This is a genomic window from Bradyrhizobium sp. DOA9, assembly GCF_000617845.2.
Taxonomy (GTDB): Bacteria; Pseudomonadota; Alphaproteobacteria; order Rhizobiales; family Xanthobacteraceae; genus Bradyrhizobium.
Window position 1 is genome coordinate 1,941,038 of sequence record NZ_DF820425.1, and the last position, 26,687, is coordinate 1,967,724.

24 protein-coding genes (1 of these 24 cut by a window edge) are annotated in these 26,687 nt (G+C 64.9%); 13 read left to right on the forward strand and 11 right to left on the reverse strand.

Annotated elements, in window-relative coordinates; translation table 11 throughout:
• On the forward strand, window positions 1–419 hold the 3' portion of the coding sequence (locus BDOA9_RS08970) for a hypothetical protein (RefSeq protein ID WP_025033599.1). The gene continues 178 nt to the left of window position 1, outside the view; only the last 419 of its 597 coding nucleotides appear in the window; its start codon lies off the left edge, out of view; it ends in the stop codon at window positions 417–419.
• A 122-nt stretch (window positions 420–541) separates the two neighbouring features.
• On the opposite strand, the gene BDOA9_RS08975 is transcribed toward BDOA9_RS08970, so the two are convergent.
• The 5 genes from BDOA9_RS08975 to BDOA9_RS08995 form a co-directional block, all read right to left on the reverse strand.
• On the reverse strand, window positions 542–1,630 hold the full coding sequence (locus BDOA9_RS08975; protein ID WP_025033600.1) for a TRAP transporter substrate-binding protein: 1,089 nt from the start codon (window positions 1,628–1,630) through the stop codon (window positions 542–544).
• 179 nt (window positions 1,631–1,809) lie between these two features.
• The gene (locus tag BDOA9_RS08980; RefSeq protein ID WP_025033601.1) at window positions 1,810–3,123 is read right to left on the reverse strand and encodes an NAD(P)H-dependent oxidoreductase; all 1,314 of its coding nucleotides are present in this window, start codon (window positions 3,121–3,123) and stop codon (window positions 1,810–1,812) included.
• Between the two features lie 94 nt (window positions 3,124–3,217).
• Window positions 3,218–4,018 carry a phytanoyl-CoA dioxygenase family protein gene (locus BDOA9_RS08985; RefSeq protein WP_025033602.1) on the reverse strand — a complete coding sequence of 267 codons (801 nt, stop codon included), beginning with the start codon at window positions 4,016–4,018 and terminating at the stop codon, window positions 3,218–3,220.
• 138 nt (window positions 4,019–4,156) lie between these two features.
• On the reverse strand, window positions 4,157–4,834 hold the full coding sequence (locus tag BDOA9_RS08990; RefSeq protein WP_025033603.1) for a GntR family transcriptional regulator: 678 nt from the start codon (window positions 4,832–4,834) through the stop codon (window positions 4,157–4,159).
• Between the two features lie 185 nt (window positions 4,835–5,019).
• A complete protein-coding gene (locus tag BDOA9_RS08995) occupies window positions 5,020–5,877 on the reverse strand; it encodes a sigma-70 family RNA polymerase sigma factor (protein ID WP_025033604.1) in 858 nt (285 codons plus the stop codon).
• A gap of 99 nt (window positions 5,878–5,976) precedes the next feature.
• Between BDOA9_RS08995 and BDOA9_RS09000 the strand changes: the two genes are divergently transcribed.
• Window positions 5,977–6,432, forward strand: coding sequence for a carboxymuconolactone decarboxylase family protein (locus tag BDOA9_RS09000; protein ID WP_025033605.1), 456 nt, complete (start codon window positions 5,977–5,979; stop codon window positions 6,430–6,432).
• Window position 6,433: 1 nt separating this feature from the next.
• Here BDOA9_RS09000 and BDOA9_RS09005 read toward each other — a convergent pair whose 3' ends face one another.
• Both BDOA9_RS09005 and BDOA9_RS09010 read right to left on the reverse strand, forming a co-directional pair.
• Window positions 6,434–7,246: an alpha/beta fold hydrolase gene (locus BDOA9_RS09005; protein ID WP_025033606.1), complete on the reverse strand. Its 813-nt coding sequence runs from the start codon at window positions 7,244–7,246 to the stop codon at window positions 6,434–6,436.
• Between the two features lie 2 nt (window positions 7,247–7,248).
• Entirely contained in the window at window positions 7,249–8,067 is an 819-nt protein-coding gene (locus BDOA9_RS09010) for an alpha/beta fold hydrolase (protein WP_025033607.1), read from the reverse strand.
• A gap of 135 nt (window positions 8,068–8,202) precedes the next feature.
• Between BDOA9_RS09010 and BDOA9_RS09015 the strand changes: the two genes are divergently transcribed.
• Window positions 8,203–8,745, forward strand: a complete 543-nt coding sequence (locus BDOA9_RS09015) for a methylated-DNA--[protein]-cysteine S-methyltransferase (RefSeq protein WP_025033608.1) — start codon at window positions 8,203–8,205, stop codon at window positions 8,743–8,745.
• A gap of 121 nt (window positions 8,746–8,866) precedes the next feature.
• Here BDOA9_RS09015 and BDOA9_RS09020 read toward each other — a convergent pair whose 3' ends face one another.
• Together BDOA9_RS09020 and BDOA9_RS09025 are read right to left on the reverse strand one after the other, a co-directional pair.
• Window positions 8,867–10,411, reverse strand: coding sequence for an acyl-CoA synthetase (locus tag BDOA9_RS09020; RefSeq protein WP_025033609.1), 1,545 nt, complete (start codon window positions 10,409–10,411; stop codon window positions 8,867–8,869).
• Window positions 10,412–10,529: 118 nt separating this feature from the next.
• Window positions 10,530–11,702, reverse strand: a complete 1,173-nt coding sequence (locus tag BDOA9_RS09025; RefSeq protein WP_025033610.1) for an acetyl-CoA C-acetyltransferase — start codon at window positions 11,700–11,702, stop codon at window positions 10,530–10,532.
• Window positions 11,703–11,937: 235 nt separating this feature from the next.
• Here BDOA9_RS09025 and BDOA9_RS09030 point away from each other — a divergent pair, with 235 nt between their 5' ends.
• From BDOA9_RS09030 to BDOA9_RS09060, 7 genes are all read left to right on the forward strand, one after another.
• Window positions 11,938–12,516 carry a TetR family transcriptional regulator gene (locus BDOA9_RS09030; RefSeq protein ID WP_244521458.1) on the forward strand — a complete coding sequence of 193 codons (579 nt, stop codon included), beginning with the start codon at window positions 11,938–11,940 and terminating at the stop codon, window positions 12,514–12,516.
• A 56-nt stretch (window positions 12,517–12,572) separates the two neighbouring features.
• A complete protein-coding gene (locus tag BDOA9_RS09035; protein WP_025033612.1) occupies window positions 12,573–13,331 on the forward strand; it encodes an SDR family NAD(P)-dependent oxidoreductase in 759 nt (252 codons plus the stop codon).
• Window positions 13,332–13,536: 205 nt separating this feature from the next.
• A complete protein-coding gene (locus BDOA9_RS09040) occupies window positions 13,537–14,343 on the forward strand; it encodes an enoyl-CoA hydratase/isomerase family protein (RefSeq protein ID WP_025033613.1) in 807 nt (268 codons plus the stop codon).
• 43 nt (window positions 14,344–14,386) lie between these two features.
• The gene (locus BDOA9_RS09045; RefSeq protein ID WP_025033614.1) at window positions 14,387–16,258 is read left to right on the forward strand and encodes an AMP-binding protein; all 1,872 of its coding nucleotides are present in this window, start codon (window positions 14,387–14,389) and stop codon (window positions 16,256–16,258) included.
• A 27-nt stretch (window positions 16,259–16,285) separates the two neighbouring features.
• Window positions 16,286–17,413, forward strand: coding sequence for an acyl-CoA dehydrogenase family protein (locus BDOA9_RS09050; RefSeq protein WP_025033615.1), 1,128 nt, complete (start codon window positions 16,286–16,288; stop codon window positions 17,411–17,413).
• Between the two features lie 116 nt (window positions 17,414–17,529).
• Entirely contained in the window at window positions 17,530–18,774 is a 1,245-nt protein-coding gene (locus BDOA9_RS09055; RefSeq protein WP_025033616.1) for an acyl-CoA dehydrogenase, read from the forward strand.
• A gap of 9 nt (window positions 18,775–18,783) precedes the next feature.
• A complete protein-coding gene (locus BDOA9_RS09060) occupies window positions 18,784–20,028 on the forward strand; it encodes an acyl-CoA dehydrogenase (protein WP_025033617.1) in 1,245 nt (414 codons plus the stop codon).
• Between the two features lie 67 nt (window positions 20,029–20,095).
• Here the strand turns inward: BDOA9_RS09060 and BDOA9_RS09065 are convergent, their stop codons facing one another.
• Window positions 20,096–21,691: an ABC transporter substrate-binding protein gene (locus BDOA9_RS09065; protein WP_025033618.1), complete on the reverse strand. Its 1,596-nt coding sequence runs from the start codon at window positions 21,689–21,691 to the stop codon at window positions 20,096–20,098.
• 200 nt (window positions 21,692–21,891) lie between these two features.
• Here BDOA9_RS09065 and BDOA9_RS09070 point away from each other — a divergent pair, with 200 nt between their 5' ends.
• The 3 genes from BDOA9_RS09070 to BDOA9_RS09080 all read left to right on the forward strand — a co-directional run bounded on the left by BDOA9_RS09070 (window position 21,892) and on the right by BDOA9_RS09080 (window position 25,915).
• A complete protein-coding gene (locus BDOA9_RS09070; RefSeq protein ID WP_025033619.1) occupies window positions 21,892–23,553 on the forward strand; it encodes an ABC transporter substrate-binding protein in 1,662 nt (553 codons plus the stop codon).
• A 185-nt stretch (window positions 23,554–23,738) separates the two neighbouring features.
• A complete protein-coding gene (locus BDOA9_RS09075; RefSeq protein ID WP_025033620.1) occupies window positions 23,739–24,692 on the forward strand; it encodes an ABC transporter permease in 954 nt (317 codons plus the stop codon).
• A gap of 209 nt (window positions 24,693–24,901) precedes the next feature.
• Window positions 24,902–25,915, forward strand: coding sequence for an IS5 family transposase (locus tag BDOA9_RS09080; RefSeq protein ID WP_025033621.1), 1,014 nt, complete (start codon window positions 24,902–24,904; stop codon window positions 25,913–25,915).
• 310 nt (window positions 25,916–26,225) lie between these two features.
• Here the strand turns inward: BDOA9_RS09080 and BDOA9_RS09085 are convergent.
• A partial coding sequence (locus tag BDOA9_RS09085) for an extracellular solute-binding protein (protein ID WP_042335865.1) occupies window positions 26,226–26,687 on the reverse strand: 462 nt, incomplete at its 5' end.

Consider the following 26,687-nt stretch of genomic DNA (forward strand, 5'->3'; position numbering starts at 1 on the left):
ACAAGCAGCTCGACGGCGTGCTCGCCGCGCAAAAGGACATGGATGCGATCACCGAAAAGCTTTCCGAAAACACCGCGCCCGACCAGAAGGTCATCGCGCAGCTCGAAGAGGTCGCCAAGAAGCACGGCTTTGCCAGCTATGACGACTACAACAACGTCGTCGACAACATCAGCCTCGTCATCGGCGGCTTCGATCCCGCCACCAGGAAATATGTCGGTCCCGAAGCGGTGATCAAGGCGCAGATCGCGCAAATCCAGGCCGACAAGAAGATGCCTGCCAAGGACAAGAAAGAAGCGGTCGACGAGCTCAACCAGGCGCTCAAGACGCCGATACCGCCGGTCGAGAACAAGGCAAACATCGATCTCGTCGCCAAGTACTACGACAAGCTGGTCGCCGCGCTCGGCGACGACGAGAACTGAGAGCTTCGCTCTCCTGTCCCGGACGCGCTGCAGCGCCGGGGCACGAGCATTCTGCATTCAAGCAAAAGCCCCGGAGCCAGCTCCGGGGCTTTCGTCGTTTCGTCGCGTGCTGCGCGATGCGCTTACGTCCGCGTCCGCATCCGCATCATGAAGGTATCGAAGCTGAGCTCGGCCACCTGCATCCAGGCGAGCGACTCGGTGCGGAAGGCGGTGAGGCTCGCGTACATCTTGCCGAAATGCGGGTTGTTCTTGGCGAGATCGGCGTAGATCTCGTTGGCTGCGCCGTAGCAGGCCTCGAGCACCTCCTGCGGGAATGGCTTCAGGATTGCGCCGGCCGCCAGCAGCCGCTTCAGTGCGGGCGGGTTCACCGAATCGTACTTGCCGGTCACCCAGGTGAAGGTGTCCATCGATGCCGTGCTGATGGCTGCCTGGTAGTTCTTCGGCAGCGCATTCCACTTCTCGAGGTTCATGATGTTGTGGCCTTGGCCGGTGCCTTCCCACCAGCCGGGATAGTAGTAGTACTTCGCCACCTTGACGAAGCCGAGCTTCTCGTCGTCATACGGACCGACCCACTCCGCCGCGTCGATCGTGCCCTTCTCGAGTGCGGGATAGATATCGCCGGCCGCGATCTGCTGCGGCACGCCCCCGACCTTCGAGATGATGGTGCCGGCGAAGCCGCCGACCCGGAATTTCAGGCCCTTGAGATCGTCGACAGTCTTGATCTCCTTGCGGAACCAGCCGCCCATCTGGGCGCCCGTCGAACCCGTTGGAACACCGATCGCATTGTGCTCCTTCAGAAGGTCGTTGAGCATGTCCTGACCACCGTTCCATATCAGCCAGGAAATGTGCTGACGCGTGTTGAGACCGAACGGAAGCGACGTGCCGAAGGTGAACGCCGGGTTCTTGCCCCAATAATAGTAGAGCGCGGTGTTGCCCATCTCGACGGTGCCGTTGGACACGGCATCGAGCACTTGCAGGCCCCCGACGATTTCGCCGGCCGCGAAGGGTTGGATCTGGAATCTGTTGTCGGTGATCTCCGCGACGCGCTTGCAAAAATACTCGCAGCCGCCGTAGAGCGTATCGAGTGACTTCGGCCAGCTCGCCGCCAGCCGCCATTTCACCTCGGGCATTGATTGTGCGACAGCCGGCGCTGCAATTGCACTTGCGGCAAGGCCCAGTCCGCCTGCCGTCAGAAACTTACGACGTTCCATGCGTTTCCCTCCTGCGGTGTCGTGTCCTCGACGAGGGATCGCGGTCTTGATGCCGCTTCATCTTCGCCGGTGGCCGACGTTTCTTGGTGTCCGAAATTCAATGTTCCCGGATCGCAGGCAGCATGACCAAAGGGGAACGGCAAATCAAGCTCGCTTTGGTTGTGCGCCTGCCAAGCCGGTCAATGCTGCACTGCGAACGCGGCTTCCATGGCCTTGCGCGCCTTCATCGTTTCGTCGCCCGCATCGAATTCGACATCGCTCCAGCGCACCACCGTGCCATGGGCGACGTCGTGCTTAAGCTTGAGGCGATGTGCGAGCCCGATCGGCAGGGCGCCGGCCTTGAGGCTGGCGGCCGCCGGCAACAGCTTGCCCCACGCGGTGTAGCCGCCTTCGCCGTCGAGCATCTCCCCGGCGCGCAAGTTACGTTTGGCCACAGCCGCGACGTCGCCGCGGAAGCCGCAAGGCTGCCCGGTGGGCTCGCCTCGCAGCGCGGCCGACAGCACCGAGATGTTCAGCTCGAGCCCGATCAGATGATACGGCTTGTACATCGCGGCGAAGCGCCCGCTGGAATCGGTCTTCAAGCCATATTGCCGGAAGCAGTCGGCGGCATAGTCGCTCGGTGCTTCCAGCACGACATAGACGCCCCAGCGCAGGTCGCGAAACACCGGCCGGCCGTCGCGCTCGAGCGAGGAGACGACCTCGACGAGGCCGGACCGCTCCAGCACGCCGCCGCGCGATCGCGGCCGCAGGACATGCGGCAAATCGTCGACGCCGCAGGGCGGAAACAGCAGGCCGTCCGCGGGCACGTCGAGCCCGCAGGCATTGGCGATCGCGGCCATCTCGATCGCCGATTTGGTGCCGTCGAGGAAGGAGTTGAACATCTGCGGATTCATGCCGGCCGACTGCGCTTCACCCGCGGTCAGGCCGTAATGCTGCCAGACGCCGTCGGGCGTCACGTCGTGATAGGCCGGCAGGTACTTCGTGCCCTTGCCGGCGGCGACGACGCGAAAGCCGGTGGCACGGGCCCAATCGACCATCTCCGCGGTCAGCGCCGGCTGGTCGCCATAGGCGAGCGAATAGACCACGCCGGCCTTGCGTGCTTCCTCGGCGAGCAGCGGGCCCGCCAGCACGTCGGCCTCGACATTCACCATCACGATATGCTTGCCCGCCGCGATCGCGGCGCGCGCGTGGGCGATGCCGACGGCGGGATTGCCGGTCGCCTCCACCACCACGTCCATGGCGCCGCCGGCGATGGCGCGGGCGCCGTCATCGGTGAACGTCGTGGCGGCGATGCGCTCCGCGTCCCAGCCGACCGTGCGGCAGGCCTCGCGGGCGCGGTCGCGGTCGATGTCGACGATGATGGGCACCTCCAGCCCCGGCGTGTGCGGCACCTGTGCGAGGAACATCGAGCCGAACTTGCCGGCACCGATCAGCGCGACACGAACGGGCTTGCCGGCGGAGGCGCGGGCTTGCAGGAGGCGGAAGAGGTTCATGGGGGATGTCCAAGACACAGCGTTGCTGGTGCGGCTTGCGCTCGGTCCACCTCTCCCCGGAGGGGAGAGGTGGAGCACGCCCGCGACTGCGATCTTACTCCGCCGCCTGCCGCGGCGCACGTGCCAGCCGCAGCAGCGCGTCGTCGTCCACCGTCTTGATCGGCGTGAAATCGCGATGCGCGATGTAGTCCGGACGCGTCGGGGTGCGGATGTAGTTCGAGACCGCATTCAGCGTCAGGTAAACGATCTTGCGCGGGTAGGGCGTGATGTTGCCGCTGGAGCCGTGCACGAGATTGCCGTGGAACATCAGCATGCCGCCGGGCTTGCCCGTGGGCGCGACGATGCCGCCCTGCTTGACGAGGCGCGTCACCGTGTCCTCGTCCAGCGTCCAAAGCGGGTAAGAGGTGGTGGCGAGATCGTGCGAGGCTTCGAGATCGCCGGCGTTCTGGCTGCGCGGCACCAGCATCAACGGGCCGTTGATCGGCATCACCTCGTCGAGGAAGATTGCGATGTTCATCGCCCGCGGCTCCGGCATGCCGTCGTCGCGCTTCCAGGTGCCGTAATCCTGGTGCCATTGCCAGACGTCGCCGGTGAAGGCCGATTTGGCGTTGATCTTGAACTGGTGCATGTAGACGGGCTCGCCGAACACCTGCTCGACCGGCTCGATCATGCGCGGATGCGCCCCGAGGAGTGCGAACGCCTCGTTGTAGAGATGCGCGGCAAAGGCCGTGCGCGGCGCCCCGCTCTTCTCGCGCCAGACTTCGGGACGGTTGGCGTCGTAGATGGCGACCGCCTCGCGTGCGAGCAGGTCGACTTCCTCCTGGGCGAACAATTCGGGCAGGAACAGCCAGCCCTCGCGGTGGAAGAACTCCAATTGCTCCTGAGACAGTTTCATGGGTCGTCCTCCTTGGTTTGTTTGTTTTCTCTCTCGTCATGCCCGGGCTTGTCCCGGGCATCCACGTTCTTCCGGCGTCGAGCAAAGACGTGGATGGCCGGGTCAAGCCCGGCCACGACGGCGAAGGGCTGCAAATGTTTACGCCGCCGCCTCTTCCGTCGCCCGCAATCTCTCCTCGGTCATCCGTCCCGCCGTCTGCGCGTGCGCGTGCGCGGCGCGTTCGGCCGCCTTCGCGTTGCCGCTCAGAATGTGCCCGGCAATATCGGCATGCTCCGCCCAGGCGCTGGCGCGATAGTCGAGCTCGGAGAGCACCGTGGCCATCGAGCGCCGCATATGCGGCCATTGCGGCGCCATGGTCTCCTCGATCACGGGATTGCCGGCGAGCTGATAGATCGCGCGGTGAAAATCGACGTCGAGCACGATGAGCTCGGCCAGCGCCGTGTTGCGGTCGCTGCGGCGCCCGGCGGCGAGTGCTGTCTCCAGTCGCGCGCGTCCCGCTGCATCGTTGGCCGTGCGCTGAGCGGCGAGCCGGGCCGCCAGCGCGTCGATGGCGCCGCGCACCTCGTAGAGCTGCCGGATGCGCGCGGGATCGAGCTGCGTCACCTCGAAGCCGCGGCGGCCGCTCTCGGCGACCAGGCCCTGCCGGTGCAACAGATGCAGCGCGTGCGACACCGGCTGACGCGACACGCCGAGCCTGTCGGCGAGCTCGTTCTGCCGGATGCGCTGGCCTGGCTGAAGCGTGCGGTCGGAGATCGCTTCCAGGATCCGTTCATAGACCTGGTCGATCAGGTTCGGGAGCGGGTCGAGAGGGATCACGCCGGCAGCTCCGAAAGGGCAAAGGAATACGGAATTCCGTATTCGAAAGTACGCTTCCGGAGGTATAGCGTCAAGAGATGGTTGGAGGTGGCCCAGTGCGCTTTGGTCCGGCCGCTCAGGTCATTGATATTGCTTGGGTCGTCCTACTGTGCATGGGGTTGTTTTCGCGATATTGGTCCGCGACCTCAGTGCTCCAGCACCTCCACGTCGAGCGCTGCGATCCGCTCCGCATCGGCCAGCGCCTCGATTGCGGCAATGCGGTCGCCCCTGAATGTCACGCGCAGCGCGATGCGCAGCTGTCCGCCGAGGATGACGGCAACACCGATCTCGCCGTCGACCAGCGCCGTCCGCGCGGCTTGGGCCCGGCCCTTGTAGAGCTCTGCGACCGCATCCGCGCCGCGGATCTCCGCCAGCGTGCCGAGCCGCACCGCGGCCTGGTCGGCGCGGAATACGACATCGGGATCGAGCACGGCCAGCAGCCCCTCGAAATCGCCTTCACGCGAGGCCTTCAGGAAGGCATCGACGATGCCGCGCCGGCGCGACAGGTCGGTCTCCGGCACCGGCGCTCCCTGCACGCGCCGCCGCGCCCGGCTCGCGAGCTGACGCGATGCTTCGACCGAGCGGCCGACGATCGGCGCGATCTCCTCGAAGGGCACCGCGAACATATCGTGCAGCACGAAGGCGAGCCGCTCCGCGGGCTGCAGCGTCTCCAGCACCACCAGCAGCGCCGCGCCGACCGAGTCAGCCATCTCCGCCTCGCGCTCCCGCGTCTCGTCGACCGGCTCCGGCACATGCTCGCCCATCGGCTCTTCCTTGCGCGACTTCCGCGCACGCAGCATGTCGAGGCAGATGCGCGCGACCACGGTGGTGAGCCAGCCGCGCAAATTTGCGACGTCGGACATGTCGTAGCGGCTGACCCGCAACCAGGCCTCCTGCACGGCATCGTCGACCTCGGCACGGGAACCCAGCATCCGGTAGGCCACCGCTCTGAGATGGTCCCTGCTCGCCTCGAATTGCTGCGTCAGAAAATTTTCTTCGCTCATCGGTCACATTCCCTCGTCGCGATCCGTCATGCCCATGACGACGCCAATCCGGCCGATGTGACCGGAACCTTCGAAATTCGACAGATGGAGACGAAAATGATGCACGCCCGCATGAATCACCCCGTCATGGTCTTGCCAGAGGCCATGAATGTCCTGCAGTCCCTCGGCAACCTGACGAAGCAGGGCCTGCCGGAAAAGCTCCTCGAACTGGTGCACCTGCGCGCCAGCCAGATCAATGGCTGCAGCGTCTGCGTCGATATGCACCCGAAGGTCGCCCGCAGGCTGGGCGAGACCAACGAGCGGCTGTTCGCCGTGTCCGCCTGGCGCGAGGCGCCCTACTTCACCGAGGCCGAGCGCGCCGCGCTGGCCCTGACCGAAGCCGCCACGCGCCTTGCCGATCGCGAGGATCCGGTGCCCGATGCGATCTGGGAGGAAGCCGCCAAGCACTTCGACGAGCGCGAGCTCGCCACCCTGATCCTCGCGATCGCGACGATCAACGTGTGGAACCGGCTGAACGCGACGATCAAGATGCCGGTCGGCGTGTGGAAGGCGTGAGCTACTTCGCCAGGAAGCTGCTCACCACCGCGCCGAACTCGAGCGGCGCCTGCTCGAACATCCAGTGGCCGGCGTTGGCGATCACCGCCGTCTCGGCGCCAGCGATGTGCGCGGCCAGCACGCGCCAGATCACCGACAGGCTGCCGGTGGTGGCGCCGCCGCCGATCAGCAGCGTCGGTGTCCTGATCGCCTGCGCATCGCTGAGCGTGTAGGGCCGGCGCTGCTCGTTGATCTGGCCGAGAAAGGTGAGCGCGTTGTCGCGGAGCTGCTGCTTGGCCGCAGCCGGCACGCGCCGCCAGGAGCCGTCGCCCTCGATGCCTTCGTAGAAATTCCGCAGTGCGCCCTCGAGGTCGCCGGCGCGGATCATCTCGACCGAGCGCGCCGTGCGCGCCGCCAGCGGCGGATGCGCCGGCGTGCCTTCCGGCACCGGCAGGGATGGGTCGAGATCGCCGCCGGGCTCGGCCAGCACCAGCTTGCGCAACAGATCAGGCCGCGCCTGCGCCACGCGGAAGGCGATGTGTCCGCCGCGCGAATGCCCCATCAGGTCGACGGGTCCGGGCGTGACCTGTTCGATGAAGGCGATCGTGTCGGCGACGTGCTGCGCCATCCTGTAATCGTCGCCGACGGCGTCCCAATGCTCGGGAAAGAAATGCCGCAGGCTGACCGAGATCACGCGGTGGTTTCTCGACAGCGGACCGAGCACCGCATACCAGGTGCGGAAATCCCCTAACGTGCCGTGCACGCAAACCAGCGGTGGGCCCTCGCCGACTTCGAGATAGGCCATGTCGTAACCGTTGACGTGGAAGCTCTGCATGGTCAGCTCGCCAGAAAATCCAGAACCACTTCGGAATATTTCTGCGGCGCCTGCTCGAACATCGGATGCGTCGCGTTCGGGATGATCGCCGTCCTGGAATAGGGCACATGCGCGGCGAGCGCATGCAGCACTTTTGGCAGAAGGCCCTTGGTCCGCGCGCCCAGGATGAACAGCGTCGGCATCTTGATCGCCTCCGCATCCGCCCTCGAGAACGGCGGGCGCTTGTCGCGAACCTGGCCGATCAGGGTCGTGGCGTTGTCGCGCAAATTCTGCTTCACCATCGCCGGCAGCCGTGGCCAGGTGCCGGGACCTTCCAGCGTGTCGACGAAGACGGCGAGTCCGCCGTCGATATCGCCGGCTGCGATCTTCTCGGCCGAGGCCGTGAAGCGCGCCAGCAGCGGCGAGGGGCCGCCGACGTAATCCGGATCAAGGCTGGCATCGAGCTCGCCGCCGGGCTCGGCCAGGATCAGCCGGCGCAAAACGTCAGGCCGCTGCTGCGCCACGCGGAAGCAGATGTGCCCGCCGCGGGAATGTCCCATCAGGTCGACCGGCCCGAGATCGAGCTTGTCGATGAAGGCGAGGACGTCGCTAACGTGCTGCGCGATCGAATAGGTGTCGCTGACGCCGTCCCATTTTTCCGGGAAGAAGTGCCGCAGGCTGACGGCGATCACCCGGTGCCGCTGTGTCAGCGGCCCCAGCACGCAACCCCAGACGCGAAAATCATTCAGCGATCCATGCACGCACACCAGCGGCGGACGGCCCCTGTCTTCGCCCACGTCGAGATAGGGCATGTCGTATCCATTGACGTGGAGGCTCTGCATTCTGGACTCGCGGGAGGAATTGGAACACCTGTGCAAGATTCCCGGAAACCGGGTGGATCGCAACTATTTCCAAGCCTAGATTTGGCCTGAGATGAAAGTAGGGGCTTGCATGAGACGCAAGCCGGGAACCAAGCCATGAGTGACCAGCATTTTGCCCTGTTCGACACCAGGATCGGCCTGTGTGCCGTCGCCTGGGGTCCGCGCGGCATCAACGGCACACAATTGCCGATGGGCGGCGAGCAGAAGATCCGCACCCGCATCAGCCAGCGCCATGCCGACGCCACCGAGACCGAGCCGACCGCCGAGGTGCGAGAGGCGATCGCCCGCATGACAAAACTGCTCGCGGGCGAGCCGGATGACCTTACGGACATCCCGCTCGACCTCGATGGCGTGCCCGAGTTCAACCGCGGCGTCTACGAGATCGCCCGCGCGATTCCGCCGGGCAAGACCATCACCTATGGCGACATCGCAAAACAGCTCGGCGGCGTCCAGCTGTCGCGCGACGTCGGCCAGGCGCTCGGCCGCAACCCGTGCCCGATCGTGGTGCCGTGCCATCGCGTGCTCGCCGCCGGCAACAAGCCCGGCGGCTTCTCGGCCAATGGCGGCGTGGTCACGAAGCTGAAGATGCTCGAGATCGAAGGCGCGCTGGTGAACCACACGCCGAGCTTGTTCGATTGAGGCGGCTTGCACCGGTGCGGTAGGGTGGGCAAAGCGCAAGCGTGCCCACCATCTCGTCGTAACGTGGAAAGTTCGTGGGCACGGCGCAAGGGCGCCTTTGCCCACCCTACGAGATTCCGCCCTAAATCTTCGCTGCCGCCTTCGGCCAGTACCTGTCACGCAAATGCCGCTTCACCAGCTTGCCGGTCGGCGTGCGCGGCAGCTCGGCTTCGAAATCGACCGAGCGTGGGCACTTGATGGCGGAGAGCCGGCTCTTGCAATAGGCGATCAGATCGGCCTCCAGCGCCTTGCCGGCGCGGCTGATGTCGTGCGGCTGCACCACCGCCTTGACCTCTTCACCCATCTCCTCGTTCGGCACGCCGAACACGGCGACGTCGGCGACTTCGGGGTGCGTGATCAGCACGTCCTCGGTCTCCTGCGGATAGATGTTCACGCCGCCGGAGATGATCATGTAGGACTTGCGGTCGGTGAGATAGAGGAAGCCGTCCTTGTCGAGATAGCCGACATCGCCGAGCGTCGACCATCCCTTGGCGTTGTAGGCCTTCTTCGTCTTCTCGGGATCGTTGTGATAGGTGAACGCCGGCGCGTCGGCGAAATAGACCGTGCCGATCTCGCCGACCGGTTGCTCCTCGTCGTTCTCGTCCAGAATCTTGATCTTGCCGACCACGGCGCGGCCGACGCTGCCGCGGTGCTCCAGCCATTGCTGCGAGTTGCAGACGGTGACGCCGTTGCCTTCAGAGCCGGCGTAATACTCGATCAGGATCGGTCCCCACCACTCGATCATCTTGGCCTTGACGTCGACGGGGCAGGGCGCAGCGGCGTGAATGGCGCCCTTCAGCGTCGAGACGTCATATTTGGCGCGCACCTCGTCCGGCAGCTTCAGCATGCGCACGAACATGGTCGGCACCAGCTGTGACTGGGTCACCTTGTACTTCTCGACCAGCTTCAGGAACTCTTCCGCGTCAAAATGCTCCATGATGATGGAGGTGCCGCCGAGCACGATCGCCATCATGTTGAAGCGCAAGGGCGCCGCGTGATAGAGCGGTGCCGGCGACAGATAAGTGCTCTCGGCATTCATGCCGCACATGTCGGCGCAGAGCACGCGGAGAAATGCGTTCGGCACGTCGATCCTGTTGCCTTCGAACGCCTTCTTGATTCCCTTCGGGCGGCCGGTGGTGCCCGACGAATACAGCATGTCGTAGCCGGCGACCTCGTCGGCGATCGGCGTGCTCGGCTGCGCCGCGGCTTCCTTGTCGTAGGAGCGGAAGCCGGGCAGAGGGTCGTCCATCATGTAGAAGATCGGCTCCCCTCGCGTGCCCTTGATCAGGCCTTTGATCTGGTCGGCGCATTTCGGCGTCGTGATCACGACCTTGGCGCCGCAATCGGCGATGATGTAGTCGATCTCGTCCTGCTTCAGGTAGCGGCTGATCGCGGTGTAATAGAGCCCGCTGCGTTGCGCGGCCCAGCACAGCTCCATGAAGGCGAGGCGGTTCTCCATCAACAGCGCGATGTGGTCACCGGCCTTGAGGCCGAGCGAGCGGAACAGATGCGCGCCCTGGTTCGAGAGCTCATCGAGCTCGCGATAGGTGATTGCCTTGCCGGTGCCGGCCATCTGGTAGGCGATCTTGTCGGGCGTCGACTTGGCGTGGATGGAGGGGTGGGTCATGGCGCTTCCTCAGACGTGCGAATGGCGAGTAGCGAGTGGCGAATAGGGAGGAAGGGCAATCCGCTCTTCGCCTACTCACCATTCGCTACTCGCCACTCACCACTCGCTTTTGTTTTTCTTACAGCCGCTCCACGATCGTCACGTTAGCCATGCCGCCGCCCTCGCACATGGTCTGCAGGCCGTAGCGCTTGCCGCGCTGGTGCAGGGCGTGGACCAGCGTCGTCATCAGCTTGGTGCCGGAGCCGCCGAGGGGATGGCCGAGCGCGATGGCGCCGCCGTTGACGTTGAGACGCTCCGGGTCGGCGCCGGTGGTCTTCAGCCAGGCCGTCGGCACCGATGCGAAGGCCTCGTTGACCTCGAACAGGTCGATGTCGCCGACCTTCATGCCGGCCTTCTCCAGCGCGCGCTTGGTCGCGTGCAGCGGCGCATCCAGCATGATCACGGGATCGCCGCCCGTCATGGTCATGTGGTGGATGCGTGCCAGCGGTTTGACGCCGAGCTGCTTCAGGCCCTTCTCGTTCACCACCATGACGCCGGAGGCGCCGTCGCAGATCTGGCTGGCGCTGGCCGCGGTCAGCTTGCCGTTCTCGGCGATCAGCTTGACGCCCTTGATGCCGTCGAGCGTGACGTCGAAGCGGATGCCTTCGTCGATTGTATGGGTGTCCTTGCTGCCATCGGCGCGGGTGATGTCGAGCGGCACGATCTCCTTCTTGAAGTGACCTGCTTGCGTCGCCGCGATCGCGCGCTGATGGCTGTCGTAGGAGTACTGGTCGAGCTCATCCTTGGAGAGGCCGTACTTCTCGGCCATCATCTCCGCGCCGGTGAACTGGCTGAACACGATGTTCGGATACTTCTTCTCGATGCCGGGGCTCTTGTAAGTGCCGAAGCCGTTCTTGGCGGGAAGCTGCGACGACAGGCCCATCGGCACCCGCGTCATCGATTCCACGCCGGCCGCGATCACCACATCCATCGCACCGGACATCACCGCCTGCGCGGCGAAGTGCAGCGCCTGCTGCGAGGAGCCGCACTGGCGGTCGATCGAGGTGCCCGGCACGCTCTCCGGCAGCTTCGAGGCCATGATCGCGTTGCGCGCGACGTTGTTGGACTGCTCGCCGACCTGCATGACACAGCCCATGATCACGTCCTCGACCAGCGCCGGGTCGACCTTGGTGCGATCGACGAGCTCGTCCAGCACCTTGGCGGCGAGATCGGCCGGATGCCAGCCGGCGAGGCGGCCCCCCTTGCGCCCGCCGGCGGTGCGCGCAGCGGCGACGATGTAAGCCTCGGCCATGTCGGTCTCTCCCTGAATTTCTTGATTGGGTTGGTCGTCGGGAACGGATTTAAGGGACCGGAGATCATTTAGTCAATCGATCAATTAACTCTTGTGATGAGGCGCTGCTTGGGCTTATCTGCGCCCCGCTTCCAGCGGCCAAACAGGGATCTCCGTGGCGACCAGCGTACCTAACAGGCTCCCCGGCGGGAAAAATTCCACGGCAGAGAAATTGCTGGTGGCCGCGAGCGAGTTGATGATCGAACGCTCCTCGATCGAGATCTCGCTCTCCGACATTGCGCAGAAGTCGGGCGCCAACGCCGCGCTGGTCAAATATCACTTCGGCAACAAGGACGGCCTGTTGCTGGCGCTGCTCGCGCGCGATGCGGCGACCGAGATGTCCAACCTCGAATACCTGCTGGCACAGCCGATCACGGCGACGGCGAAGTTGAAGCTGCATATCGCCGGCATCATTCGCGCCTATCACCGGTTTCCCTACATGAACCGGCTGATCCACTATCTCCTGCACGAGACCAGCGCGCGCTCCGCCGACGAAGTCTCGAAGTTCTTCGTGGCGCCGCTGCTCGACTTCCACCGCCGCCTGCTGAGCGAGGGCGTCAGCCGCGGCGAATTCCGCCCGACCGATCCGGTGCTGTTTTACACCAGCCTGATCGGCGCCTGCGATCACCTGTTCTTCGGCCGGCACGCGATGTCCCGCGCGACCGGCGTCGGCCCTGTTACCGACGATGTCTGCCGGCAATACATCAAGCACATGGAAACGCTGATCTGCGGCGGCATCCTCGCGCAAGCCGAGGAAGCTGCCGCGGCCGGATAGTCCGGCCAAACGCTCACAAGTCTAGAGAAGAAACGCCCAAGGAAAGGTAGATTACGATGCAGCTGAAAGACGTAGCCGTTCTCATCACCGGCGGTGGTTCGGGCCTTGGTGCCGCGACAGCCCGCGCCATGGCGGCCAAGGGCGCCAAGATCGGCGTGATCGACCAGAGCAAGGAAAACGCCGAGAAGGTCGCCGCTGAAGTGAAGGGCGTCGCGCTGCATGCCGACGTCACCAGCGAGGAGCAGATCAAGGCGGCGATCGCGAAAGCGGAAGCCGCGCACGGCGTTGCCCGCGTGCTGATGAACTGCGCCGGCATCGGCGGCTCCCAGCGTATCGTCGGCCGCGACGGCGTCTATCCGCTGGAAAAGTTCGCGCGCATCATCAACGTCAACCTGATCGGCACCTTCAACTGCCTGCGTCTGTTCGCCGAGCGCCTGGTCACTGCGGAGCCCGTCGGCGAAGAGCGCGGTGTCATCATCAACACGGCCTCGGTTGCCGCTTACGAAGGCCAGATCGGCCAGATCGCCTATTCGGCCTCGAAGGGCGGCGTCGTCGGCCTGACCCTGCCGGCTGCGCGCGATCTCGCCAGCCAGAAGATCCGCGTCAACACCATCGCGCCCGGCCTGTTCTTCACGCCGCTGCTGATGGGCTTGAACGAAGAGGCCCGCAAGAGCCTGGGCGCCCAGGTGCCGCATCCCTCGCGTCTCGGTGACGCCAACGAATACGGCATGCTCGCGGTGCACATCGTCGAGAACCCGATGCTGAACGGCGAAACCATCCGCCTCGACGGTGCCATCAGGATGGCGCCAAGGTAGTGCACTTACCCTCCCCTGGAGGGGGAGGGTCGATCGCGCGAAGCGCGAGCGGGGTGGGGTGATCTCTCAACTCGGGCAGTGTGCGTCGCGGAGAGACCTTCACCCCACCCCGTCTCACATTTCGCTGCGCTCCATGTGAGCCGACCCTCTCCCTCCAGGGGAGGGTGAGAGATGGTCTTCGTGTGGCAAGAAAGTGCGAGGCCCCATGTCCCAACCGCTGCTGATCGAGCACAACGACGGCGTCGACCGGGTGACGCTCAATCGGCCCGAGCACCTCAACGCGCTCGATCCCGCGCTGATCGATGCGCTCAACGACTATTTCCAAGGCCTGCAACGCAATCGCGACACCCGCGTCGTCGTGCTGAAGGGCGCCGGAAAGAATTTCTGTGCCGGCCTCGATCTCAAAGCCGCGATGGCGCGGCGGGCCGGACAGCAGGAGCCGCCGGGCGTCACGGAGTCCTTGGATTCGCAGCGGCGCATCGCCGACATCGTGATGCTGATGCGGCGCTGCCCGCAGCCGATCCTGGCGCTGGTGCAGGGCGCGGCGGCCGGCGGCGGCTTCGCGCTGGCGCTGGCCTCCGACATCCGCATCGCGACGAGATCGGCGCGGATGAATTGCGCCTTCATCAAGCTCGGGCTCGGCGGCTGCGACATCGGCACCAGCTATTTCCTGCCGCGCCTCGTCGGCGTCTCCGTCGCATCCGAGCTGATCCTCACCGGGCGCTTCATCGGAGCGGAGCGCGCGCTCGCGGTCGGTCTCGTCTCGGAGGTCGTGGACGACGACAAGCTCGATGACGCGGCCGCGCCTTATGTCGAGGCGATGATGACGGCCTCGCCCGTAGGCCTGCGTCTATCCAAGGAATGCCTCAACATGAGCGTCGATGCCGGCTCGCTGGAAGCTGCGATCGCGATGGAGGATCGCAACCAGGTCCTGTGCAGCCGCTCGGAAGAGTTTTCGGAAGGCATCAGGGCCTTTCTTGAGAAGCGAAAGCCTGTCTATATCAGGCGCTGAACGATGAAGATCCGCAAAGGACAGTAATTCCGGGAGACGCAAAATGAGTGGAAGCGCGGCGGTGATGATGACGAAGCCAGCCTTTCGCAAGGTCCAGTGGCTCGCGCGCGACATCGACGTCGAGCGCCGCGCTGATGGCACCGTTGTGCTCAAGTCGCGCATTCCGCTGCAGCCCTATGAGAAGCACATCCCGGCGTCGCTGGCGAAATGGGCGAAGGAAGCGCCGGAGCGCATCTGGCTGGCACAGCGCGGCGGTCCGAACCGCGAATGGCGCAAGGTGTCCTATGGCGAAGCCAAGCGGACAGTGGATGCGCTGACGCAGGGCTTGCTCGATCTCGGGCTCGACGGGCGGCCCGTCGCGATCCTCTCCGGCAATTCGATCGAGCATGCGCTGATGACGCAGGCCGCGATGCAGGCGCGCGTCCCGGCAGCGCCGGTATCGCCCGCCTACTCCTTGATGAGCCACGACCACGTCAAGCTGAAATACCTGTTCGACCTGATCAAGCCGGCCGTCCTGATGGTGCAGGACGGGCCGACCTTCGAGAAGGCGCTGAAGGCGCTCGATCTCAGCGGCGTCACCGTGGTTCACGTTGCGCGGCCCTGCGAGGGCATCGAGAGCGTCAGCTTTGCGGAGCTCGCGGCAACACCTGTCACGGCCGATGTCGAGGCCTCGATCGCAAAGATCACGCCGCAGACCGTCGGCAAGCTGCTGTTCACGTCGGGCTCGACTGGCATGCCCAAGGCCGTCATCAACACCCAGGAGATGATGTGCGCCAATGCGGCGATGATGATGCAGGTGCGGCCGCGCGACCCGAACGGGCCTGTAGCGATCATGCTGGACTGGATGCCCTGGAATCACACCATGGGCGGCAATGCCGCGTTCCACCCGATCCTGGTCGACGGCGGCACGCTCTATATCGACGACGGAAGGCCGATGCCGGGCCAGTTCGAGGAGACGCTGCGCAATTTGCGCGAGATTTCGCCAACCTATTATGCCAACGTGCCCGCCGGCTATGCCGCGCTCGCCGCCGCCATGGAGAAGGACGATGCGCTCTGCCGCTCCTTCTTCAGGAATCTCTCGATCATGGCCTATGGCGGCGCGCGGCTGCCCGACGATCTCTATGAGCGCATGCAGGCGCTGGCGGTGAAGACCACCGGCGAGCGCATCGTGTTCTACACTGGCTGGGGCTCGACCGAGACCGCCCCGACCTCGACCGGCACCTATTGGGACACCGAGCGCGTCGGCCTGATCGGCCTGCCGTTCCCCGGCGTCGAGTTGAAGATGGTGCCGTGCGGCTCGAAATACGAGCTGCGCCTGCGCGGCGTCAATGTCACGCCCGGCTATTTCGGCCAGGCTGAGCTGACCAGGAAGATGTTCGACGAGGAAGGCTTTTACTGCATCGGCGATGCCGGCATCTTCGTCGACGATTCCGATCCGGTGCAAGGCATCATCTTCGCCGGCCGCGTGGTCGAAGACTTCAAGCTCACCACCGGCACCTTCGTTCATGTCGGCTCGCTGCGGACCGATGCGATCGCAGCCGCAACGCCGGTCGTGCACGATGCGCTGGTCGCGGGGCAGGACCGCCCGTTCATCGGTCTCTTGGCCTGGCCGAACCTGCACGCCTGCCGCCAGCTCGTCGGCAATCCCGATTTGAGCTTTGCCGATGCGGTGAAGCATCCCGAGGTGCTCGCCTGCTTCAGGCGCGGCCTGGAAGCGCATAACAAAGAATGCGAGGGCGCCAGCAGCCGGGTCATCGCGCGCGCGATGCTGATGGTCGAGCCGCCCTCGATCGACGGCAACGAGCTCACCGACAAGGGCTACATCAACCAGCGCGCTGGCCTCGAACGCCGCGTCGCGCTGGTGGAGCGGCTCTATGCGGACAAGCCGGACCAGGACGTCATCATTCTCAAGTAATCGACATCATCAACACGGGTACGCGCCATGAACTTCGATTTCTCCGACGACCAGAAACAGCTCCGCGACCAGGCGCGCAAGTTCCTCGCTGAAAAGTGCTCGCCCAAGGCGGTGCGTGTCGTGCTCGACGGCAAGGCGCCTTACGACAAAGAGTTGTGGAAGGGCCTTGCCGAGATGGGCTTCCTCGGCGTTGCGATCCCGGAGGAGTTCGGCGGCGCGGGTGCTGGTCATCTCGAGCTCTGCGTGATCGCGGAAGAGATGGGCCGGGCCAATGCGCCGGTGCCGTTTTCTTCCACAGTGTATCTGGCCGCCGAAGCGCTGCTGATCGCCGGCAGCGACGCGCAGAAGAAGAAATGGCTGCCGTCGATTGCGTCCGGCGAGGCGATCGGCACGCTGGCGCTGTTCGAGGGCAAGGGCAATCCGGCGCCGAAGAACGTCAAGCTCACCGCTGCGAATGGCGTGCTCAACGGCGTCAAGAAGCCGGTCGCCGATGGCGCCATTGCCGATTTCGCGGTGGTCGCCGCACGCACGGGATCGAGCGGGCGCGAGGCCGACATCTCGCTGTTCCTGGTCGATCTCAAAGCCGGCGGCGTCGAGGTGAAGAGCCTCACCAATCTCGATCCGACCCGCGGACAGGCCGAGATCACGTTCAAGGACGCCAAAGCCGAGCCGCTGGGAGCTGCCGGCGAAGGCTGGAGCATCCTCACTGAGGTGCTCGACCGCGCCGCAGTGCTGTGCGCGTTCGAGCAGGTCGGCGGCGCTGATCGCGCGCTCGAGATGGGCCGCGACTACGCGCTGGACCGCATCGCCTTCGGCCGGCAGATCGGCTCGTTCCAGGCCGTCAAGCACATGCTCGCCGACATGTATGTCTCGGCGACGCTGGCGCGCTCCAACAGCTATTACGGCGCCTGGGCGCTCTCGACCAATGCGGCCGAGCTGCCGGAAGCCGCGGCCGCCGCGCGCATCAGCGCGACGCAGGCGTTCCAGCACTGCGCCAAGAACAACATCCAGGTTCACGGCGGCATGGGCTTCACCTGGGAGTTCGACTGCCACATGTACTACCGCCGCGCCAACGCGATGGCGCTCGGGCTCGGTAGCCTCACTTATTGGGAAGATCAGCTGATCGACCGGATGCGGAAGAAGAACGCGGCTTAAGCATCGATGCGTAGGGTGGATTAGCGAAGCGTAATCCACCACTTCCGTCGATGAGGAAAGCAAAGAGGTGGATTACGCCTTCGGCTAATCCACCCTACGGACAACAGAGAAGCAAGATGAACTTCGACGACACCCCGCAGGAAGCCGAGTTCCGCGCCACCGCCCGCGCCTGGATCAGCGCAAACGCGCCCAGGCAGTACGAGGAGGAGCTGCGCAAATCCTCGCTCGGCCGCACCGTGCTCAAGAACGCCAACATTCTCGAAGTCGCAAAAGCCTGGCAGAAGAAAAAAGCCGACGCCGGCTGGGCCTGCCTGCACTGGCCGAAGGAATATGGCGGTCGCGGCGCCTCGCCGATCGAGCGCGTGATCTGGCAGCAGGAAGAAGGGCCGTTCGGCCAGCTCTCCCGCATGTTCATCATCGGCCACGGCATGTGCGGGCCGACCATGATGGCGTTCGCGCGCGAGGAGCATAAGCGGACCTATCTGCCGCCGCTCGCCTCCGGCGAGAAGGTCTGGTGCCAGCTGTTCTCCGAGCCCGCCGGCGGCTCGGACGTTGCGGGCTTGCGCACACGCGCGGAGAAGGACGGCGACGACTGGATCATCAACGGCCAGAAGATCTGGACGTCGGGCGCGCATTATTCCGACTACGGCATTTTGCTTACGCGCACCGATCCTGATGTGCCCAAGCACAAGGGCCTCACCATGTTCTTCCTGGACATGAAGAGCCCCGGCGTCGAGGTGCGGCCGATCAAGCAGGCGAGCGGCGCCTCCGACTTCAACGAGGTCTATTTCACCAATGTCCGCATTCCCGATCATCAGCGCCTCGGCGAGGTCGGCGACGGCTGGAACGTCTCGCTGACCACGCTGATGAACGAGCGCAGCGCGATCGGCGCGGCCGTTTCGACCGGTTTCCCCGAGCTGTTCGAGTACTGCTCCAGCCTGATGCTCGACGATGGCCCGGCGATCGAGGATCGCGCGGTGCGCTCCAAGTTGGCGAACTGGGCGGTGAAGGCGAGCGGCCTGAAATACACCAGCATGCGTGCGATCTCGGCGCTGTCGAGGGGCGAACGCCCGGGGCCGGAGAACTCCATCGGCAAGCTGGTGGCGGGCTCCATGATCCAGGACGTTGCGACCTACGCGCTGGATCTGCAGGGCGCGAGCGGTGTCGTCAGCGGCGAGGATGGCGAGTTGGCGGGGCGTTTCCAGGCCATGCTGCTGCGCGCGCCCGGCACGCGAGTCGAAGGCGGTACCGACGAGATCATGCGCAACATCATCGCCGAGCGGGTGCTGGGCCTGCCCGGCGACATCCGCGTCGACAAGGACGTGCCGTTCAACAAGATCCCGACGAAGGGAAGAGGGTAGAGGTCCGCCATGAATTTCGACGACACCCCGCAGGAAGCCGCGTTCCGCGAGACCGCGCGCAAATGGATCGAGGCCAATGCGCCGAAGGAGCTGCATGGCGAGCTGTCAAAGTCCTCGCTCGGCCGTATTCGCCTCGCCAATCACGACATCGTCGATGTCGGCAAGGCCTGGCAGAAGAAGAAGTTCGAGGGCAATTGGGCCTGCCTGCACTGGCCGAAGGAATATGGCGGCCGCGGTGCGAGCCCGATCGAGAAGGTGATCTGGCAGCAGGAGGAGGGCGTCTACGGCAAGCTGACGCAGCCGTTCCAGATCGGCGAGGGCATGTGCGGTCCGACCGTGATGGCGTTCGGCAGCGAAGCTGCAAAACGCCGTTACTTGCCCAAGCTCGCCTCGGGCGAGGAGATCTGGTGCCAGCTGTTCTCCGAGCCGTCCGCCGGCTCCGATGTCGCAGGGCTTCGCACGCGCGCGGAGAAGAAGGGCGACAATTGGGTCGTCAACGGCCAGAAGATCTGGACCTCGGGCGCGCATTATTCCGACTACGGCCTCCTCATCGCGCGCACCGATCCGAACGTGCCCAAGCACAAGGGCCTCACCATGTTCTTCCTGGACATGAAGAGCCCCGGCGTCGAGGTGCGGCCGATCAAGCAGGCCAACGGCATGCAGGAGTTCAACGAGGTCTATTTCACCGACGTCGTGATTCCCGATCACCAGCGGCTCGGCGCCGTCGGCGACGGCTGGAACGTCTCGCTGACCACGCTGATGAACGAGCGCATGTCGATCGGCGCGCGGCTCGCGACCGGCGTGCCCGAGATGTTCGAATTCTGCTCGAGCCTGATGCTGGACGAAGGCCTCGCCATTGACGATCCCGCGGTGCGCTCGAAGCTCGCGAGCTGGGCAGCCAAGTCGAACGGGCTGAAATACACCAGCTACCGCACGATTTCGGCGCTGTCGAAGGGCGAGCGGCCGGGCCCGGAGAATTCGATCGGCAAGCTGGTCTCGGGCATGATGCTGCAGGACATCGCGACTTACGCCATGGACCTGCAGGGCGCGGCCGGTGTTCTCACCGGCAACGACGAGGAAGCGGCGCAAGGCCAGTTCCAGCAGATGCTGCTGTCCTCGCCTTCGATGCGCATCGCCGGCGGCACCGACGAGATCCTGCGCAACATCATCGCCGAGCGCGTGTTGGGCCTGCCGGGCGACATCCGCGTCGACAAGGACGTGCCGTACAACAAGATCCCGACCAAGGGGCGGTGATCGCGCGCCGAGCGTACACCTCGGGTGGGCAAAGGCGCAAAGCGCCGCGCCCACCCTTACGTGTTCGTCACTCCACCCCGATCGTCGTCAGGTCCTGGAACCAGTGCTGCGCCTGCACGAACTGCTTGATCTTCGGTGACAGCGCGTGCGGGTTGGTGTCGTGGACGACCCACACCAGCGTGGCATCATCCACGATCAGCGCGTGCGCCTGCGCCAGCAATTGGTCCTGCTTGGTGCTGTCGAAGGTCTGCTTGGCCTCGTCGATCAGCGCGTCGACCTTCGGGTTCTTGTAGCCGCCCCAATTGACGCCAACCGGCGCGATCTGGCCGGAATGGAAGAAGCGGACGATGGCGTAGAGCGGATCCGAGGTGACATAGGCGATGTTGTTGGCGGTGATGCCGGCGTTCATCTCGTCGGCGGCGCCCTTGCGCCAATGCGTGTACAGCGTCTCCAGCTCGACCACCTTGAAGTCGATCTCGATGCCGATCTCCTTGAAGCTCTGCTGCAGGAATTCGTTCATCGGCAGCGACAGCATCTGTCCGGTACCGCCTTGCGCGATGATGAAGGTGGTCTTCAGCGGCTTTGCTTTCGAATAGCCCGCTTCCTCCACCAGCTTCTTGGCGGCGGCGAGGTCGTATTTCAGCTCGAAGCTGGGCTTGCCGAACCACGGGCTCGACGGGTCGACCTGGCCCTTGGCGGGCTTGGCGAGGCCGTTCATCAGGCCGACGACTTCGTCGCGATTGATCGCAAGGTTCAACGCCTTGCGCAGGCGGATGTCGGTCCAGGGCGAGCCCGGCAGCACGCTGAGGTGATAATTCCAGACATGCGGCGTGACGTTGTCGACCAGCTTCATGCCGGCCGCCTTCAGCTGCGGCACAGCGTCCGGCGCCGGCGTCTCGATCAGGTCCACCTGTCCCGCAAGCAGCGCGTTGGTGCGCGTCAGCGCTTCCGGCATCGGCACCAGCACGATCTTGTCGACCTTCGGAATGCGCTTCTTGTTCCAGTAGTCCGGGTTCTTGGAGAGCTCGGCGAGCTCGCGCGGCACCAGCTTCGTCAGCTTGAACGGGCCGGTTCCGGAGGGCTGGCTCGCGAACTTGTCCCAATCCTTGCCGAGCTTTTCATACTGCGCCGGGCTCGAGACCAGGAACCACAGCATCTGATAGGGGAAGAAGGAATCCACCGTCTTGGTGGTGATCTCCACCGTGAAGTCGTCGATCTTGGCGTAGCTGGCGACGGAGGGCAGGCGAGTCTTCACCTGCGCGCTCTGCCGCTTGTCGAATTGCGGCGCCTTGTCGTTGAGCACCTTGTCCAGATTCCAGATCACCGCATCGGCGTTGAACTCGCTGCCGTCGTGGAACTTCACGCCCTTGCGAAGGGTGAAGCGCCACTTGGTCTTGTCGGCATCGTCGACCTTCCATTCGGTGGCGAGGCCCGGCACCAGCTTGCCGGGGCGATCGGCGACGTCCATCTCCCAGGCCACCAGCGGATCGTAGATCGTGTAGGCCGTGAACTGATAGGCGCCGGCGCCGCGATCGGGCTGGCCGGTGGTGAGCGGAATATCCGCCATCGAGATGCCGTAGCGCACCACCGTTTCGGCGCGCGCCGTGATTGCGGACACCGCCAGCACAAGCACGGCGAGACAGGTCGATAGACGAATACGCATGGCCCAAAGCTCCCAGGAGATTTCGGGACCAAACTTGCAATCTTGATGCCAGAATAGGCAGCGCGCACGGCTTCGCCCGTGCATCATCACAAGGACTTGTCGCCGCAGGGGCAATTCGCAGAAAATGTTTCTCCTTGGCATAGCCATTGCATACGATTGCATCAAAATTAATCATCGAAAGCCGGAAAGGGACTGAGGCGATGCTTATCAAGAACAACAAGACACGGGCCGCGCTGATCGCGCTGTTGGCGCTCGGCAGCGCGGCCGCATGGCCGCGGGTGGCAGCTGCGGAAACTGTGCTGCGCATCGGCATGACTGCTGCCGATATTCCGCGCACACTCGGCCAGCCCGATCAGGGTTTTGAGGGCAACCGCTTCACCGGCCTCACCATGTACGATGCGCTGACCAGCTGGGACCTGTCTTCTGCCGACAAGGCGAGCGTTGTCATCCCCGGCCTCGCTACCGAGTGGAAGGTCGACGATGCCGACAAGACCAAATGGACCTTCAAGCTGCGTCCCGGCGTCACCTTCCATGACGGCTCGCCGTTCAACGCCGACGCGGTGGTGTGGAACGTCGACAAGGTGCTGAAGCAGGACGCGCCGCAATTCGACGCCAGCCAGGTCGGCGTCACGGCCTCGCGCATGCCGACGCTGGCCTCCGCCAAGAAGATCGACGACATGACCGTCGAGCTCACCACCAAGGAGCCCGACAGCTTCCTGCCGATCAATCTCACCAATCTGTTCATGGCGAGCCCGGCGAAGTGGCAGGCCTTCTACGACAAGGCCGAAGGCGCGGACGCCAAGGCGAAGTCGCAGGCAGCATGGACCGCGTTCGCCAAGGACGCCTCGGGCACCGGCCCGTGGAAGATGGCGAGCTTCACCCCGCGCGAACGGCTCGAGCTGGTCAAGAACGCGAGCTACTGGAACAAGGATCGCGTGCCCAAGATCGACAAGATGGTGCTCCTGCCGATGCCGGAAGCCAACGCGCGCACCGCGGCGCTGCTGTCCGGGCAGGTCGATTGGGTCGAAGCACCGGCGCCGGACGCGCTGCCGGAGCTGAAGCAGCGCGGCTTCAAGCTCTACGCCAACGAGCAGCCGCATGTCTGGCCGTGGCAGTTCTCGCGCGTCGAGGGCTCGCCCTGGAACGACATTCGCGTGCGCAAGGCGGCGAACCTCTGCGTCGATCGCGAAGGCCTCAAGGACGGCCTGCTTGCGGGGCTGATGGTGCCGGCGTCGGGCACTTTCGAGCCCGGCCATCCCTGGCGCGGCAAGCCGAGCTTCGAGATCAAGTATGACAAGGCAGCTGCGCAGAAGCTGATGCAGGAGGCCGGCTTCGGCCCCAACAAGAAGCTGACGGTGAAGACGCAGACGTCTGCATCGGGCTCAGGTCAGATGCAGCCGCTGGCGATGAACGAATATCTGCAGCAGGCGCTGGCCGAATGCTATTTCGACGTGAAGCTCGACGTCATCGAGTGGAACACGCTGTTCACCAACTGGCGTCGCGGCGCCAAGGACCCCTCGGCCAACGGCTCGAATGCGACCAACGTCACCTACGCGGCGATGGACCCCTTCTTCGCGCTGGTGCGCTTCCTGCAATCGGGCATGGCGCCGCCGGTCTCGAACAATTGGGGCTTCATCAACAACCCCAAGTTCGACGAGCTGGTGAAGAAGGCGCGCCAGACCTTCGATCCCGCCGCGCGTGATGCCGCGCTCGCCGAGCTGCACGCAGCCTCCGTCGACGACGCCGCCTTCCTCTACGTCGCCCACGACGTCGGCCCGCGCGCCATGAGCCCGAAGGTGACAGGCGTCGTGCAGCCGAAGAGCTGGTTCATCGACTTCTCGCCGGTGTCGATCAAGCAGTAGGGTGAGCACGCTCTATCCACGCGTCATGCCCGGGCTTGACCCGGGCATCCACGTCTTTCTTCCTTCATTCCGGGCTCGACGCTTCGCTCCGCCCCGGAACGGCGGAGCAACAAGAACGTGGATGGCCGGGACAGGCCCGGCCATGACGACCCGCGATGTCTACGCACTCAACTGAGTAACCAAACGTGCTCGCCTATACCGCCAGACGCATTGTCTATGTCGTCCCGATCGTCATCAGCGTCGCGCTGGTGTGCTTCCTGCTCGTGCACATCACGCCGGGCGATCCGCTGGTCGCAGTGCTTCCGGCCGATGCCTCGCAGGAGCTCGCCGCGCAGCTGCGCGCCGCCTATGGCTTCGACCGGCCGTTGCCGGTGCAGTTCGGCCTGTGGCTGCTGCGTGCCCTTCACGGCGATCTCGGCAATTCCATCGCGACCGGGCGCCCGGTGCTGGCGGAGGTCATGCGCGCGGTCGGCAACACCGTCACCCTCGCGATTGCGGCCGCCATCATCGGCTTCACCATGGGCATCCTGCTCGGCCTGATCGCCGGCTATTTCCGCGAGACCTGGATCGACAAGGTCGCGACCTCCTTTGCCATCGCCGGCGTCTCGGTGCCGCATTACTGGCTCGGCATGCTGCTCGTCATCATCTTCTCGGTCCAGCTCAACTGGCTGCCCGCGGTCGGCGCCGGCCCGAGCGGCTCCAACTCCTGGGCCTGGGATTGGGCGCATCTCAAATATCTCGTGCTGCCGGCGATCACGACGTCGGTGATCCCGATGGGCATCGTCACCCGCACGGTACGCGCGCTCACCGGCGACATTCTCTCGCAGGATTTCGTCGAGGCCCTGCGCGCCAAAGGCCTGCACGAGCGCGGCGTGTTCCGCCACGTCATCAAGAACGCCGCGCCCACCGCGCTCGCGGTGATGGGGCTCCAGTTGGGTTATATGCTCGGCGGCTCGATCCTGATCGAGACCGTGTTCTCCTGGCCGGGCTCGGGCTTCCTGCTCAACTCCGCGATCTTCCAGCGCGACCTGCCGCTGCTGCAGGGCACGATCCTGATCCTGGCGCTGTTCTTCGTCTTCCTCAATCTCCTGGTCGACATCGCCCAAGCCGCGATCGACCCGCGCATCAAGCGGGGCTGATGGAATGAGCCCAGCTGTTGCCACGCAAAAGGTGCGCTCCCTCCCCCGCCTGCGGGGGAGGGTTGGGGAGAGGGTGTCTCCGCTCGCGAGAACCCCCAAGAGGAGAGAACCCTCACCCGTCGCTTCGCGACGACCTCTCCCGCAAGCGAGAGCTTTGCATAAGAGGAGGATTTGCGATTCTCTAGGGCCTGTGGTGGAGGCGGATTCGGATGGCATATCGAGAGGTTGGGCAACCGAGCTTCGCGGACGCGCTGGTATCGCGGCGAGGGAAGGGTAACGCGGTGCTGAAGCGGATTGGCGAACTGGTCGACTGGGCGGCTGTGGAAAGAGTGCTGGGTGGTCTTCCGGAGCCGGAGCGTGGCCCTCCGCCCTATCCGCGACTGGTGCTGTTCAAGGCGCTGCTGCTGCAGCAATGGTATGGGCTTTCCGATCCGGCGCTCGAGGAAGCGCTCGACGACCGGGCCTCGTTCCGAGCCTTCTGCGGCTTTGTGCTGAGCGACGAGACGCCTGACCACACGACGATCTGGCGATTCCGCGAGGCTTTGCAGCGAGCCGGTCTGGACGAGAAGCTGTTCGCCGAGATCCTGCATCAGATCGACGCACGCGGGCTGGTGCTGCGCCGGGGCACATTGATCGATGCGAGCCTGATCTCGGCAGCAGTAAAGCCGCCGAAGCCGCCAGAGGACCCGCAGCCGCCCGGCCCGGACGGCCGTGAACCGAGCAAGCTGGTCAACAGCAAGCGCGATCCAGATGCACGCTGGACCAAGAAGGGCGGCAAGCGGTACTTCGGCTACAAAGCCCATATCGGCATGGATCAGGGTTCGGCCATCGTCCGCCGCAGCAAGCTGACCGACGCTGCGGTCAACGACACAGTGCCCGCCGACGAACTGGTCTGTGGTGATGAGAAGGCGGTCTATGCCGATCAAGCCTATGACAAGCACGAGCGCCGCAGCGGGCTCGCCGCGCGGGGAATCAAGCCGAGGCTGATGTTCCGGCCCAACAAGCATCATCCGCTCACCGAGCGGCAGAAGCGCTTCAACGATGCCGTGGGAAAGCGCCGCGCACCGGTCGAGCAGGTCTTCGCGCGCCTCAAGGGCAGCTACCGCTGGGCGCGCGCTCGCTATCTGGGTTTGGCGCGCAATCAGACACATCTGCGCCTGATCTGCCTCGCCATGAACCTCAAACGATGGGCGGTGCTGTGCCCGATAGGAGCCGCAGCGTGACCACCACCCGCCGCTACCCCGCGGCCACGAAAACCAGACGCCCCACCCCTCTGGGGCTACGTGAGGCCGTTCAAAAAAAGCTCCAGATCGAACTTCACTCCAGCACAACTCATTACGCAAAGCTCTCGCTTGCGGGAGAGGTCGCGCCCACCGGGTCGCGCCGAAGGCGCGCCCGATGACAGGCTCCGGCGCGGGTGAGGGCTTTCTCCTCTGGGGGATTGTCCCATTGCGGAGACACCCTCTCCCCAACCCTCCCCCGCAAGCGGGGGAGGGAGCGCACCTCGCTTGCGGCGATAGCGACATCCAATCCCTACCGCTCCGGACTCGCGCGCTCGAATTGGCGCAGGAGCTTGTTGCCGCGTTCGACGGCGGAATCGAGCGCTGATTGCGCGGTCTTTTGGCCGGCGAAGGCCTGCTCGAGCTCGTCCTCGATCACGCCGCGGATCAGGACGAAGGAGCCGAGCCGGATGCCCTTGGAGTTTTCCGTCGGCGGATTGAGCGTGATCTGCTCGAACGAGATCGCCGAGCCCGGATTGCGCTCGTAGAAGCCTTGCGAGCGCGTCAGCTCGAAGGCGGCGCGGGTCACCGGCAGATAGCCGGTGTTCTGGTGCCAGGCCGCCTGCACGCCGGGCTGGGACAGATAGGCGAAGAACCGCGCCACGCCCTTGTATTCCTCGCGCGGGCGGTCGCGCAGCACCCACAGCGTGGCGCCGCCGATGATCGAGTTCTGCGGCGCACCCTTCGCGTCGGGCCAATGGGGCATCATGCAGTC